The organism is Kitasatospora sp. NPDC056531 (assembly GCF_042794375.1).
In the GTDB taxonomy this organism is placed as follows: Bacteria; Actinomycetota; Actinomycetes; order Streptomycetales; family Streptomycetaceae; genus Kitasatospora.
In genome coordinates this window covers 28,443-41,690 of sequence record NZ_JBHTTU010000014.1, presented here as the reverse complement: position 1 = coordinate 41,690, position 13,248 = coordinate 28,443, and the positions used below count along the sequence as shown (strand labels likewise).

General features: G+C 73.4%; 14 protein-coding genes and 1 riboswitch. Of the genes, 8 read left to right on the top strand and 6 right to left on the bottom strand.

Features of this window, described 5'->3' with window-relative positions:
* Window positions 1-230 precede the first annotated feature (230 nt).
* The 4 genes from ribH to ACFQ87_RS15685 form a co-directional block, all read right to left on the bottom strand.
* Entirely contained in the window at window positions 231-704 is a 474-nt protein-coding gene (ribH, locus tag ACFQ87_RS15700; protein WP_380611312.1) for a 6,7-dimethyl-8-ribityllumazine synthase, read from the bottom strand.
* An 84-nt stretch (window positions 705-788) separates the two neighbouring features.
* Entirely contained in the window at window positions 789-2,060 is a 1,272-nt protein-coding gene (locus tag ACFQ87_RS15695) for a bifunctional 3,4-dihydroxy-2-butanone-4-phosphate synthase/GTP cyclohydrolase II (RefSeq protein WP_380611311.1), read from the bottom strand.
* On the bottom strand, window positions 2,057-2,704 hold the full coding sequence (locus tag ACFQ87_RS15690; protein WP_380611310.1) for a nicotinamide riboside transporter PnuC: 648 nt from the start codon (window positions 2,702-2,704) through the stop codon (window positions 2,057-2,059). Before ACFQ87_RS15690 ends, ACFQ87_RS15695 begins: the two co-directional genes overlap by 4 nt.
* Entirely contained in the window at window positions 2,701-3,378 is a 678-nt protein-coding gene (locus tag ACFQ87_RS15685) for a riboflavin synthase (RefSeq protein ID WP_380611309.1), read from the bottom strand. The genes ACFQ87_RS15690 and ACFQ87_RS15685 overlap by 4 nt, the downstream gene beginning before the upstream one ends.
* Before the next feature lie 225 nt (window positions 3,379-3,603).
* A riboswitch (FMN riboswitch) is annotated at window positions 3,604-3,731 on the bottom strand.
* A gap of 242 nt (window positions 3,732-3,973) precedes the next feature.
* Here ACFQ87_RS15685 and ACFQ87_RS15680 point away from each other — a divergent pair.
* Window positions 3,974-4,222: an SCO4226 family nickel-binding protein gene (locus ACFQ87_RS15680; protein ID WP_380611308.1), complete on the top strand. Its 249-nt coding sequence runs from the start codon at window positions 3,974-3,976 to the stop codon at window positions 4,220-4,222.
* A gap of 120 nt (window positions 4,223-4,342) precedes the next feature.
* Here ACFQ87_RS15680 and ACFQ87_RS15675 read toward each other — a convergent pair whose 3' ends face one another.
* Window positions 4,343-4,657, bottom strand: coding sequence for an antibiotic biosynthesis monooxygenase family protein (locus ACFQ87_RS15675; RefSeq protein ID WP_380611307.1), 315 nt, complete (start codon window positions 4,655-4,657; stop codon window positions 4,343-4,345).
* Between the two features lie 212 nt (window positions 4,658-4,869).
* On the opposite strand from ACFQ87_RS15675, the gene ACFQ87_RS15670 reads away from it, so the two are divergent.
* The 6 genes from ACFQ87_RS15670 (at window position 4,870) to ACFQ87_RS15645 (ending at window position 10,936) form a co-directional block, all read left to right on the top strand.
* Complete coding sequence (locus ACFQ87_RS15670) at window positions 4,870-5,565, top strand: MSMEG_1061 family FMN-dependent PPOX-type flavoprotein (protein WP_380611306.1); 696 nt, start codon at window positions 4,870-4,872, stop codon at window positions 5,563-5,565.
* Between the two features lie 195 nt (window positions 5,566-5,760).
* Window positions 5,761-6,177: an HIT family protein gene (locus ACFQ87_RS15665; protein ID WP_380611305.1), complete on the top strand. Its 417-nt coding sequence runs from the start codon at window positions 5,761-5,763 to the stop codon at window positions 6,175-6,177.
* A gap of 141 nt (window positions 6,178-6,318) precedes the next feature.
* The gene (locus ACFQ87_RS15660) at window positions 6,319-7,374 is read left to right on the top strand and encodes a serine hydrolase domain-containing protein (RefSeq protein WP_380611304.1); all 1,056 of its coding nucleotides are present in this window, start codon (window positions 6,319-6,321) and stop codon (window positions 7,372-7,374) included.
* Between the two features lie 154 nt (window positions 7,375-7,528).
* Window positions 7,529-8,317 carry a hypothetical protein gene (locus tag ACFQ87_RS15655; protein ID WP_380611303.1) on the top strand — a complete coding sequence of 263 codons (789 nt, stop codon included), beginning with the start codon at window positions 7,529-7,531 and terminating at the stop codon, window positions 8,315-8,317.
* A gap of 121 nt (window positions 8,318-8,438) precedes the next feature.
* Entirely contained in the window at window positions 8,439-9,623 is a 1,185-nt protein-coding gene (locus ACFQ87_RS15650) for a thiolase family protein (RefSeq protein WP_380611302.1), read from the top strand.
* 101 nt (window positions 9,624-9,724) lie between these two features.
* Complete coding sequence (locus tag ACFQ87_RS15645) at window positions 9,725-10,936, top strand: alpha/beta hydrolase family protein (RefSeq protein WP_380611301.1); 1,212 nt, start codon at window positions 9,725-9,727, stop codon at window positions 10,934-10,936.
* A 92-nt stretch (window positions 10,937-11,028) separates the two neighbouring features.
* Here ACFQ87_RS15645 and ACFQ87_RS15640 read toward each other — a convergent pair whose 3' ends face one another.
* Window positions 11,029-11,571, bottom strand: a complete 543-nt coding sequence (locus ACFQ87_RS15640) for a winged helix-turn-helix transcriptional regulator (protein ID WP_380611299.1) — start codon at window positions 11,569-11,571, stop codon at window positions 11,029-11,031.
* A gap of 120 nt (window positions 11,572-11,691) precedes the next feature.
* Between ACFQ87_RS15640 and ACFQ87_RS15635 the strand changes: the two genes are divergently transcribed.
* Entirely contained in the window at window positions 11,692-13,173 is a 1,482-nt protein-coding gene (locus ACFQ87_RS15635) for an MFS transporter (protein ID WP_380611297.1), read from the top strand.
* Window positions 13,174-13,248 lie beyond the last annotated feature (75 nt).

Genomic DNA, 13,248 nt, shown 5'->3' with positions numbered 1-13,248 from the left:
GGGGTTTGTGTTGGTGTTTGGTGGGGTGGTGGGGGGGGGGGGGGGGGGGGGGGGGGGGGGGGGTGGAACCGGGGGGGGGGGGGGGGGGGGGCGAGGGGGGGTGGGTGGGGGAGGGTGGGGGGGGGGGGGAGAGGTTAAAGAGGGGGGGGGGAGAAGGGAAGGGAGGGAAAGTCGCAGGGGTGGGGACGGGGGGGCTACCTCCCCCCTCCCCGGGACCGGTCGCGCGCGGGTCAGGCGGTGGCGCGCAGCACCGCGGCGGTGGCGACGGCGGCGGTGACGGCCTCGTGGCCCTTGTCCTCGGCGGATCCCGGCAGGCCGGCCCGGTCGAGCGCCTGCTCGTCGTTGTCGCAGGTCAGCACACCGAAGCCGACCGGGACGCCGGTGTCGACGCTGACCTGGGTGAGGCCGACGGTGGCCGCCTGGCAGACGTAGTCGAAGTGTGGGGTGCCGCCGCGGATGACCACACCCAGGGCGATCACCGCGTCGTAGCCGCGCTCGGCGAGGCGCTTGGCGGCGACCGGCAGCTCGAAGGTGCCGGGCACGCGCAGCACGGTCGGCTCGGCGATGCCCAGCTCCTTGAGCGCGCGGTGGGCGCCGTCCAGCAGGCCGTTCATCACCTTGTCGTGCCACTGGGCCGCGACGACGGCGACCTTGAGGTCGGCGGCGCCGTCGATGGTCAGCTCGGGGGCTCCGTGGCCGCTCATGTCGTTACTTCCGTTCCTTGGTGTGGGTCGTTGCGGGTCTCAGGTGCCCGGGCCCGCAGGTGTCGGGGCCCGGGCGTGCGTCTGTCAGGAGCCCAGGCCGGGCAGGTCGTGGCCCATCCGGTCGCGCTTGGTGCGCAGGTAATGCAGGTTGTGCTCGCCCGGCGCGATCTCGACCGCCTCGCGCCCCTTGACCTTGAGGCCGTGCTCGGTGAGCGCGGTCAGCTTCTGCGGGTTGTTGGTGAGCAGGGTGAGCGAGCGGACGCCGAGGTCCACCAGCATCTGCGCCGCGATGCTGTAGTCGCGGGCGTCGGCGGGCAGGCCGAGGTCCAGGTTGGCGTCCACGGTGTCGCGGCCCTGCTCCTGGAGCTCGTACGCGCGCAGCTTGTGGGCCAGGCCGATCCCCCGGCCCTCGTGGCCGCGCAGGTAGAGCACCACGCCGCGCCCGGCCTCGGCGACCCGCTGCAGCGAGGCCTCCAGCTGCGGGCCGCAGTCGCAGCGCAGCGAGCCGAAGACGTCGCCGGTCAGGCACTCGGAGTGGACCCGGACCAGGACGTCCTCGCCGTCCGGCAGCTGTCCGTCCGTGTCGAGGCCGCCGGCCACCAGGGCGATGTGCTCGACGCCGTCGATGGTGCCCCGGTAGCCGACCGCGGTGAACTCGCCGTGGGCGGTGGGCAGGGCGGTGACGGCGGCCCGGTCGACGTGCAGCTCGGTGCGGCGGCGGTAGGCGATCAGGTCCTCGATGGAGATGATCGCGAGGCCGTGCTCACGGGCGAAGGCGACCAGCTCGGGCAGACGGGCCATGGTGCCGTCGTCGTTGACCACCTCGGCGATCGCGCCGGCCGGCGCCAGCCCGGCGAGCCGGGCCAGGTCGACGGCGGCCTCGGTGTGGCCGGGGCGGACCAGCACGCCGCCCTCGACGGCACGCAGCGGGAAGACGTGCCCGGGGCGGGTCAGGTCCCCGGGCTCGGTGCCGGGCGAGGAGAGCAGCCGTACGGTGCGGGCGCGGTCGGCGGCGGAGATGCCGGTGTCGACCCCCTCGCGGGCGTCCACCGAGACGGTGTACGCGGTGCCCTTGCGGTCCTCGTTGACCTGGGTCATCGGCGGGAGCTTGAGGCGGTCCAGCTCCTCACCGGTCATCGGGGCGCAGATCACGCCGGAGCTGTAGCGGATGGTGAAGGCCATCAGCTCGGGGGTGGCGGCGGAGGCGGCGAAGACGATGTCGCCCTCGTTCTCGCGGTCCTCGTCGTCGACCACGATCACCGCGCGACCGAGCGCGATGTCGGCGATCGCCCGCTCGACGGGGTCGAGGACGAGCTCTTCACCGATGCCGCTCTCGAAGGTCTGGTTCTCGGTCATGCCGTGACTCCCTGCGGGACGTTGGTGGACGTGACTCGCGGCTCACGGGTGCTCAGCCACCAGGAGCGCAGGCCGAGCAGCACCAGGACGAAGTAGATCGAGTAGGTGAGGCCGGAGAAGGTGTAGCCGCTGTTGAAGGCGAACGGGACGCCGACCGCGTCGACGGCGATCCAGGCGAACCAGAACTCCAGCCAGCCGCGCGCCTGGGCGACCATCGCGGCGAGCGTGCCGACGAAGATGTAGGCGTCCGACCAGGGGCTCCAGGACAAGCTGGGGTAGGCGGTGAACAGCATCGCCAGGGCGACGGTGCCGACCGCGGTGCCGGCCACCAGGGCGGCCCGCTCGGGCCAGCTGGCGAACCGTACGACGATGGTGCCGGTGTCCCGGCGGCCGCGGTTCCACTGCGTCCAGCCCCAGGCGGCGGTGACGATGACGATCAGCTGCTTGCCGATCAGGCCGGGGACGTGGCCCCCGAGGTAGGCGGTGATCAGCACGACGCCGGACAGGAGCTGGACCGGCCAGCTCCACACCGAGCGGCGCCAGCCGAGCGCGAGGCCGCCGAGGCCGAGCAGGTTGCCGATCATGTCGGCCCACTTCACGTGCTCACCGAGGACGGTGAACGCTTCTCCGCTGAGCCAGCTCACTTGGGCTCTCCCGTGATGTGCTCCAGGTCCGGCAGGGTCGGCAGCGCGCGCGATTCGAGCAGCCGCTCCACGTACTTGGCGAGCACGTCCACCTCGAGGTTGACGCTCTCGCCGGTCGTCTTGGCGCCGAGCGTGGTCAGCGCGAGGGTGGCCGGGATGAGGCTGACGGTGAAGCTGTCGCGGGCCGCCTCCACCACGGTGAGGCTGACGCCGTCGACCGTGATCGAGCCCTTCTCCACCAGGTAGCGGGAGATCGACTCCGGCAGCGAGAAGCGCAGCACCTCCCAGCGCAGGTTGCCGTCCGCGTCACGCTCGCCGGGCTCGCGGCTCAACAGCCGCCCGGTGGCGTCGACATGGCCCTGCACCAGGTGGCCGCCGAGGCGGGCGCCGAGCGCCATGGCGCGCTCCAGGTTGACCCGGGAGCCGGGCTTCAACTCGCCCAGGCTGGAACGGTGCAGCGTCTCGGCCATCACGTCGGCGCTGAACTCGCCGGTCTCGGCGGCCAGTTGCTCGGGGCTGTCGACGACGGTCAGGCAGACGCCGTTCACCGCGATGGAGTCGCCGTGCCGCGCACCGGAACAGACCACCGGGCCGCGCAGGCGGATTCGCGAGGAGTCGCCGATCTCCTCGATCGACACGACCTCGCCGAGCTCTTCGATGATGCCGGTGAACACCCGGGTCTCCTCGCGCTTGGGGCGCGGACTCCGGGGCGGCAGAGGGAGATGACACGGACGGGCAACGGTGCGCGAACCCGCGGACACGACCCGTCGCCGGGGTGCCGGAGCCGCCGGGAGATCGCTCGCCCGGCCCGGGAGAGACCTCTCCCGCCGTTCACCTGACCGCGGTCCGGTCCGGTTTCTCCGGTTCCGATGGACCACGGGTACTGCTCTTCGTCCGCCCGCGCACGCCTCCCATCCGGACTTTAACCGTCGGTCCAGGAATTTCACCTGGTCAACCGGCCGCTGGCTGCGGACGGGTCGCGGACTGTAACCGCCGGTTCGGATTTTCACCGACCCCGGAGTGCGCTGAACGTCACTGCTGTTGACGTCATTCTGCCACGCGCGGCGCGGGCTCAGGGAGGGTCTTCGACTGTGGTCTGTTTCACGGTTGGCGCGGGGAATGCGCGGCGGGGTGGCGGGCGCTGGTTCCGGGCCCGCCGGTGCGGGGCCGGCCGGGCGGCCCGGTGGCGCGATCGGGCGGCTCGGTGGCGCCGTCGTGCACCGAGGGTGAGGCTGGTGGTGGGGAATCCAAGGTTCGGAGGCGAGGGCCATGGCGAGGTTCATGGACGTCCACCACGGGATGAAGGGGATCACGGCGGAGCAGCTCAGGGCGGCCCACACGGCCGACCAGGCGATCGAGGGCGAGGAGGGCGTCCACTTCCAGCAGACGTGGGCGGACCCGGAGTCGGGCACGGTGTACTGCCTGTCCGAAGCGCCGACCAAGGAAGCGGTGCAGCGGGTGCACGCCCGTACCGGGCACCCGGCGGACGAGATCCACCCGGTGCCGTTGTCGGCGTAGGACCCCGACGGTGGGACCCCGGCGCGCGAGGGCCCCTCGGCCTTCGAGGACCTCCCGGCATCCGAAGGCTTCCCGGTATTCGAGGAGCACTGTGAGGCCCTGGTGTTCGGGCTCTGCGGTTCAGAGGGTGGCGGGTGCGGCGATCGACAGGAAGTGGGTGACCTCCGGGGGGTGCGCGAGGAAGCACAGTTCGCCCTCCGACCAGACCGGCCGGATCCGCCACATCGGCCCGGCGTAGCCGCGCAGGGCCTCCTCGTCGCGCCAGCGACTCACCACGAGCACCCGGTGCCCGCCCTCGGTCACCGAGCGCAGCAACTCACCGCCGAGGCATCCGTCCGTACGCCCCAGCTGCGGGATCACCTGGGTGGTCAGGTGCGCGCAGAACTCCTCGATGCGATCGGACACGACCTGTCCGGCCCAGATTCTTACGATCACGACCACCACCTCCGGCTGGCTGGAGTCCCTGGCCCCATTATCAGCGGAAAACCGCTGGTGGGGAGGGGTAAGGCGGCACTTTCACGGACAGTTGGCGACGCGATGGCGGGCGGCCGGGGCGGCGGTGCGGGATGGACCGGTCACGGATCGCGGCCCGGGGGTGTGGTGAAGGACTCCGGCTCGGCCTCCCCGGAGTCCCGTACATTCCCGGTATGACCACCACACCGGATGCTGCCGTACCGTCAACCACCGCTCCGGACGCGCCGAACAGACTGTTCGCCGCCCTCAGCGCGGGCGCCCTCACCGAACCGGCCCAGCTGCGCGAGATCTACGAGCAGCCGGGCGACCACGCACGCCGCAAGCAGGTCGACCGTCTGCACGAGGCCGCGCAGCGGCTGATCGCGTGCTCCTCGCTGGTCTTCGTCGCCAGCTCCGACGCCGCCGGGCGCTGCGACGTCTCCCCGCGTGGCGGGCCGGCCGGGCTGGTCTCGGTGCTCGACGAGTACACCCTGGCCGTACCGGACGCCACCGGCAACAAGCGCCTGGACACCCTGCACAACATCCTGGAGAACGACCGCGTCGGGCTGCTCTTCGTCGTGCCGGGCCGGGACACCACGCTGCGGGTCAACGGGCGGGCCTGCGTCTCGACCGACCCGGAGCTGCTGAGCCGGCTGACGGCGGTCGGCAAGCCACCGCGCAGCGCGATCGTGGTGGCGGTGGAGGAGGTGTACGCGCACTGCCCGAAGGCGTTCCTGCGCGGGTCGGCGTGGAAGCCGGAGAACTGGCTGGCCAAGGACGCTCAGCCGAGCTCGGCGGAGGTCACGCTGTCGCACCTGCGGGACGAGTCGCTGACCATCGGGATGATCGAGCAGGCGGAGCGGGAGGCGCTGCTGTACCGGTACGAGTAGCGGCACGGGTGTACGAGGACATGGGTGTACGAGTACGGGTAGGGGCACGGGTCGTGCCGCGCTGATCGGCCCCCGCGGCACCATGCGCCAGGGGCGGGGGGCGGGCGCACCCGCTCGGCGGCCGGACGGGTGAGGTCGGGGCGGTCCGGGGTTCGCGGGGGTGCCGGGGGTGCCGCCGGTCGCTTGAATGGACGGATGGACTGCGTGTTCTGTGCGGTGGTGGCGGGCGAGGAGCCTGCGCACCGGGTACTGGACGACGAGGCGGCGGTGGCCTTCCTGGACCGCCGACCGCTGTTCCCGGGCCATGTGCTGGTCGTGCCGCGCGCCCACCACCGGACCCTGGCGGACCTGCCGCCGGCCGAGGTCGGGCCGTTCTTCCTGCGGGTGCAGCGGGTGGCGGCGGCCGTCGAGCAGGGGCTGGGCGCGGCCGGCAGTTTCGTGGCGGCGAACAACCGGATCAGCCAGTCGGTGCCGCACCTGCACGTCCACGTGGTGCCGCGCAATCCGAAGGACGGGCTGCGCGGGTTCTTCTGGCCGCGGGGGAAGTACCCCGACGAGGCGGGGGCGGCAGAGGTCGCAGCCCGGCTGCGGGCGGCGCTCGGGGAGCCGTAGCAGGCCACCGGGGTGACCACGCTGTGGTGTCCGTGCCGTGCGGAGAGTAGCGGGGCGTACGCCCGGAGGAGCAGCGGGAGGGGGCGAAATCGGCTTCCAGGCGGACGAGTTCGCAGGTCGGGACGGCCTAGGCTCACAGCCATGAAAGAACTCGTCAGCCTCGTGCAACAGACCGCCGACCGGCTCGCGGGCCAGCACATCGGCGCGGTGGTCGCCGGGCTGGCCGACGGCGCCGTGGAGATCCACGGCGCCGGGCGGACCGGTCCGGGCGGCGGTGTGCCCGGTCCGCACTCCCTGTTTGAAATCGGCTCCGTCACCAAGGTGTTCACCTCCCTCGTGCTGGCGCGACTGGCCCTGGACGACGCGGTGCGGCTCGACGAGCCGCTCGCGGAGGTGCTCGCGGACACGCCGACCGTCCCGGTCCGGGGCGGGCAACCGGTCACCCTGCGGCACCTCGCCACCCACACCTCAGGGCTCCCCCGGCTGCCGCGGGGCATGGCCGCGCGGGCACTGCTCATGCCCAACAGGCCGGATCCGTACGCCGGTTGCACGGCCGAGGCGGTGCTGGGCGGGCTCGCCAGGACGCGGTTGCGGGCCGCACCCGGGCGCAGCTTCCGCTACTCCAACCTCGGGGTCGGGCTGCTCGGGCTGGCCCTCGCCCAGCGGGCCGGCGCCGGGTACGGGGAGCTGGTGGCGCGCGAGGTCTGCGAGCCGCTGGGGCTCACGGACACCTGCCTGCGGCCGGGCGAGGAGCAGTCCGGGCGGCTGGCTCGCGGGCACGCGCCGGGCGGGCGGCCGGTGCCGTACTGGGACTTGGCGGCGATACCGGGCATGGGCGGGCTCCGCTCCACGGCCGCGGACCTCGCGATACTCCTGCGGGCCCAGCTGTCCGCCGACCGCGAGCCGGACGGGCCGCTGGCGCCCGCGATCACACTCACCCGGGGCACCCGACACCGGGTCAACCCGTTCGCCTGGACGCACCTCGGCTGGCTCGGGCACCGGCTGCACCACCAGCAGGGCGGCCATCTGCAGCTGTGGCACAACGGGGGCACGGGCGGGTTCAGTTCCTTCGTCGCGTTCGATCCGGAGAAGCAGGTGGGGGTGGTGGTCCTGGCGAACACCCGGCGGTCGGTGGACCCGGCCGGGACGGCGCTGCTGCGGAGGCTGCAGATGGGGGCCGGCGCGGCGCGGCGCTGATCGGCGCCTCTCGGGGTGGAACGGGACACGGTCCGACCGTTTCGGGCCAAAAGGTGTCGATTGGCACTGTTCCCGGGGGCGGTCGGGCGTTGATTGTGGTGATCAAACAGTCGCGATTCCGCTTGCAAGGAGCGCCGAGGGCAAGGAGGCCGAGTTGGCGATGGTGTGGTCGCCGGCGTGGGCACGGTCACTCATGCCGGAGGGCGGCCAGGCTCGGCGCGGGCCGGCCGGACCGCTCGGGCCGGTGATGCGGGTGTACCGCGGCTTCCGGCCGCTGCCCTGGCGGGCGCGGATCTGGGTGGTCGCGGGGGCGGCGGTCCTCGCGGTGCTGCTCTGCCTGGCGCTCGGGGACTGGTGGCCCGCGCCCGTGGTGGCCGCCGCGGCGGTGCTGGCCACCACCGGCTACGGGCGGCCGCGACCCGGGCTCGGGTTGCGGTCCGTACGGGTCCACGAAGGCGGGCTGGCACTGGTCGGGGCCGACGGCGACGAGCGGCTGCTGCCGTGGAGCGAGGTGGAGGCCACCGAATACTCCCCCGGCGGGCGGCGCGGGGAGCCCGAGCACGGGCGAATATGGCCGGACGGCGCCGACGACCCGCTCGTGCTGGCGCAGTTGCGCGGGCTGGAGCGGCTGTGCCGGGAGGTGGACGAGCGGCTCTCCCCCGGCCTTCGGACCGCACTGCACGAGGCGCTGCACACCGAGGGGAGCGTCCGGTTCGCCCGGGGGCGGCTGACGGTGACGACCGGAGGGCTGGTGCACCGGCCACCGCATCCGCTGGCGACGACGGAGGCCTACCGGTGGTCGGAGGTGCGCTCGGCCCTGGCGTCCGGCCTCGGGGAACTGGAGATCCGGACCCGCTCGGCCGGACTGCCGCTCACCCTGCCGACGCCCAACGCCCGTGCGGCAGCCGAGTTCCTGGAGGAGGTGCGGGCTCGGAGCGTCTAGCGGGTTCGATTCCCGGATCCCTGATCCCGGATCCCGATTCCCAGAGGGTTGGATTTCCAAACTCACGGACCCATAGTGAGTTTGCTTTTCCAACGACCCCGCACAGGAGAGGCGGCCCGCCATGCGCGATGCCGTGATCGTCGAAGCCGTCCGCACTCCCGTCGGGAAGGGCAAGCCGGGAGGCTCCCTCTCCGACGTCCACCCGGTGGAGCTGCTCGCCCAGACCCTCCAGGCCCTGATCGGGCGCAGCGGCATCGACCCGGCCCTGGTCGACGACGTGATCGGCGGCTGCGTCGACCAGGTCGCCGAGCAGGCGATGAACACCACCCGCTACGCCTGGCTGGCGGCCGGGTTCCCGGACTCCGTACCGGCGACCACCATTGACCGGCAGTGCGGCTCCTCCCAGCAGGCCGTGCACTTCGCCGCGCAGGGGGTGATCGCCGGGGCGTACGACGTGGTGGTGGCCTGCGGGATCGAGTCGATGAGCCGGGTGCCGATGTGGTCCAACGTGCCGCCCGGGGCGGACCCGTTCGGCGCCTCGGTCGCGGCCCGCTACCCGGGCGGGCTGGTCCCGCAGGGCATCAGCACCGAGCTGATCGCCGCCAAGTGGTCGATCACACGGGAGGCGATGGACGAGTTCGCGGCCGGTTCGCACGTCAAGGCGGCCAGGGCCCACGCCGAGGGCCGCTTCGCGGACGAGCTGGTCCCGGTGGAGACGCCCGGCGGGCTGGTGACCATGGACGAGTCGGTGCGTCCGGGCACCACGCCCGAGGTGCTGGCGGGCCTGCGCCCGGCCTTCGCCGACCCGTCCTACGCCGAGCGCTTCCCGCAGATCACCTGGTCGGTGACGGCGGGCAACAGCAGCCCGATCAACGACGGCGCCTCCGCCGTGCTGATCACCAGCAGCGAGACCGCCGCCCGGCTCGGCCTGCGTCCGCTGGCCCGGCTGCACTCCTTCGCGGTCACCGGCTCGGACCCGCTGCTGATGCTCACCGGCGTGCTGCCCGCGACCGAGAAGGTGCTGCGCCGCTCGGGCCTCTCGCTCGCCGACATCGACCTGTTCGAGGTGAACGAGGCCTTCGCCAGCGTGGTCCTGGCCTGGTTGCAGGAGACCGGCGCCGATCCGGCCCGGCTCAACGTCAACGGCGGCGCGATCGCCCTCGGCCACCCGCTGGGCGCCAGCGGCACCCGGCTGATGACCACCCTGGTGCACGAACTGCGCCGCAGCGGCGGGCGGTTCGCCTTGCAGACCATGTGCGAGGCGGGCGGCCTGGCCAACGCCACGATCCTGGAGGCGATCGACTGACCCCGCCCGCCCCCTAGGGGCGAAAGGGGGGCCTCCCGGAAGGGATCAGTACGTCGCTGAGTGGACGTCAGTTCCGGTGCCCGCGACCTACCTTCGGTCACATGAGCCGACTTCGCACAACCGCCGCCGCGGCAGCCTTGTTGCTCGCGCTGCCGCTGTCCTTCGCCGCCGCCGCACCGGCCCTGGCCGCGCCCGCCGCCTCGGCCGGTGCCACCGTCACCGTGACCGCCACTGCCACGGCCGCGGACACCGCCCCGACCGCCGTCCACGTCGAGCTTCCGCGCCCGACCGGGCCGTACACGGTCGGGCGGGAGGACCTGCACCTGGTCGACCAGGGCCGTCCGGACCCGTGGGTCCCCTCCGCCGGTCCGCGTCAGCTGATGGTCTCGATGTACTACCCCGCGCACGCCGGGACGGGCAGCCCGGCCCCCTACATGACCGCCGCGGCCGCCCGGCTGCTGCTGGACGGGAAGGTCCCGGGCAACTCCATCCCGACCGAGTCGGTGACCGACACCCGGACCTGGTCCAGGACCGACGCCCGCCCGCAGGGCGGCCACTACCCGTTGGTGGTCCTCTCCCCCGGCTTCAGCATGCCGCGCGCCTCGCTCACCAGCCTCGCCGAGGACCTGACCAGCCGCGGGTACGTCGTGGCCCTGGTCGACCACACCTACGAGAACACCGGGACGACCTTCCCCGACGGGCAGACGCTCCCCTGCGTCATGTGCGGCAAGCTCAGGACGCCGGAGGCCTGGAAGGCGCTGAACGAGAGCCGGGCGAAGGACGTCTCCTTCGTCCTCGACCAGCTGACCAGCCGCCCGCACCCGGCCTGGCGCTATGCCCGCATGATCGACCGCCACCGGATCGGCATGGCCGGACACTCGGCCGGCGGCGCGTCCACCGTTCCGGCGCTGCTGACCGACGACCGGATCCAGGCCGGCGCCGACCTGGACGGCACCATGGACTACCTGGTGCCCGAGTCCGGCATCGGCGGCAAGCCGTACCTGATGATGGGCCACCCGCTGCCCGACGGCGCCGAGGACGACAGCTGGACCAAGAGCTGGCCCCGGCTCGACGGCTGGAAGCAGTGGCTGACCATCGACGGCACCAACCACGGCAGCTTCACCGACTACCCGCTCTTCTCCGAGGCGCTCGGCATCCCACAGGACCCGGGCACCACCGTCTCGGGCCGGCGCGCCATCGACCTCACCCGCCAGTACGTCGGCGCCTTCTTCGACCTCCAGCTGAAGGGCATCGAGCAGCCGCTCCTCGACGGACCGACCGCCGCCAACCCTGAGGTCCGGTTCCACTCCTGACTCATGCCCCCCCCCGCGAGGCCGTCGGTGACCCGCCGACGGCCTCGTCGGCGTGCGGACCCCCGGGCTTGGGCCTGGGCCCGCACCTGGCCCTAAGCCGCTACCGCCGCCGAGGCGATCGGTTCGAGCAGCAGGTGGGGACGGACCAGGGCACGGGAGACGGCGTCCTCGCGTCGGCCGACCGCGCGGGCGGGGTTGGGGCGCATGGCGACCTCGGTCGGCGGGACGGGCCCGCCGCCGCACTTCGGACAGGCTCCGACGAGATCCAGGTCGGTGCCGCAGGCGGCGTGCGCGAACAGGTGGTGCGGGCCGCCATCGGTGGCGTGCCGACCGCCCCAGCGGCTCAACTGGTAGAGCGGGCCCCAGAGTTCGAGGCCGACCTCGGTGAGCAGGTAGCCGTGGCGCAGCGGCGCCTGCTGGTACGGCTCCTTGCGCAGCACCCCGGCGGCGACCAGGGCGTTCAGGCGCGCGGTGAGGACGGCGCGGGGGATGCCGAGGTGGGCGAGGAAGTCGTTGAACCGCTGTACGCCGTAGAACGCGTCGCGCACGATCAGCAGGCTCCAGCGCTCGCCGACCACCTCCAGCGCGCGGGCCAGTGCGCAGTCCTGCAGTTCGTAGTCGGTTCCCAGCGCCATGCGGGTCAGCCTAGTTCACCCGGCCTATGGGTTCAATGAACAGACCAAAGGTGGTAGCGTGCCGCCGAAACGAAGGTTCATTCACCAGACCCATCGGTCCGCGCTCCGGAGGGAACACCCATGTCCCCCGCACCACCCGGTTCCTCCCCCACCCCACCGGCCGCGTCCGTCCGGCCCGGCGCCACACTGGCCGTCACGGCGGCGGCGACCGCCCTGGTCACCGTCGCCTACACCGCCCCCACCGCCTCGCTCGCCGCCACCGCCCAGGCCGCCCACCTCGGCGCCTCCGGCCGCACCTGGATCCTCACCGGCACCCTGGTCGGCATCTCGGCTCTGCTGCTCACCGCCGGCAGCGCCGCCGACGACCACGGCCGCAAGCGGGTCTTCACCTTCGGCGTGACACTGTTCGCCGCCGCCGAGGCCCTGGCCGCACTCGCGCCCGGCGGCGCCGTCTACCTGGCCGCCCGGGTGCTGCTCGGCATCGCCTCGGCCGCAGTCCTGGCACCCGCACTCGGCCTGATCAGCCACGCCCACCCGCCTGGGCCCGCCAGGATCCGGGCACTCGGGAGCTGGGGCGCGGCCGTCGGCCTCGGCATCGCGGTCGGACCGGTCTACGGCGCGCTGGTCCAACAGTGGGCAGGCTGGCGCGCGGTCGGCGGCGGACTCGCGGTGGTCTCCGCCGCCGTGGCCGCCTGCGCCGCCGCGTACCTCACCGAATCACGGGCTGAGCAGCCCCGCGCGCTCGACCCGTACGGCGTGTTGACCCTCGCCGCCGGGACGTCCGCGCTGATCGCCGGACTGGCCGAGGGGCGCAGCGGCTGGGGGCGGCCGGCGGTGGTGGCGCTGCTCGCAGGCGGAGTGCTGCTGCTGGCGGCCTTCGCCGCGGTCGAGGCGAAGGTCCGCGAACCGATGCTCGACCTCGCGCTGTTCCGCAGCCCCGGCTTCATCGCCGCCACCGGCGGGGCGCTGTTCACCGGGCTCTCGCTGGTCGGCTTCATGAGCTACCTGCCCACCCTGCTCCAGGGCGTGCTCGGCCTGTCCGGCCTGGCGGCGGGCGGCGTACTCGCCCTGTGGTCCGGCCTGTCGGTGGTCTCCGCCCTCCAGGCCCGTCGGCTCGCCGTGCACTTGTCGGCCACCGCGCAGGTCGCCCTCGGCCTACTGGTCTGCGGCCTGGGCGAAGCCGGCCTGTTCGGGCTCACCCCCGGCTCGTCCTGGCTCCGGCTGGCGCCCGGCCTCGCGGTCGCGGGGATCGGCAGCGGCGTCCTCAACGCGGCCCTCGCCCGTCTGGCGGTCAGCAGCGTCCCGGCCCACCGCGCCGCCATGGGGTCGGGCGCCAACAACACCTCCCGCTACCTGGGTTCGGCCCTCGGCGTGGCCGTGACGGTCGCCGTCGCCGGCTCCGCCCGCGCCGCCGCCCCGGGCCCCGAGGCGGCAGCCCGCGCCCTCACCACGGGCACCGACCGCGCCGTCCTGGTCGCCGCCGCCCTCTGCCTCATCGGCGCCGTGCTCGCGGTCGCGGCCCACCGCGCCGAGGCCGCCGACAAGACCCTCACCGACCCGGAGCCAACAGCCCCGACCCGAGAACACTCCACCACCCGCTGACCCGCGACCGTCGGGTCCGCCGGGGAGAACGCGACCACCGTCCCACTGTCCGGGCACGCGGACGACACTGGTCCT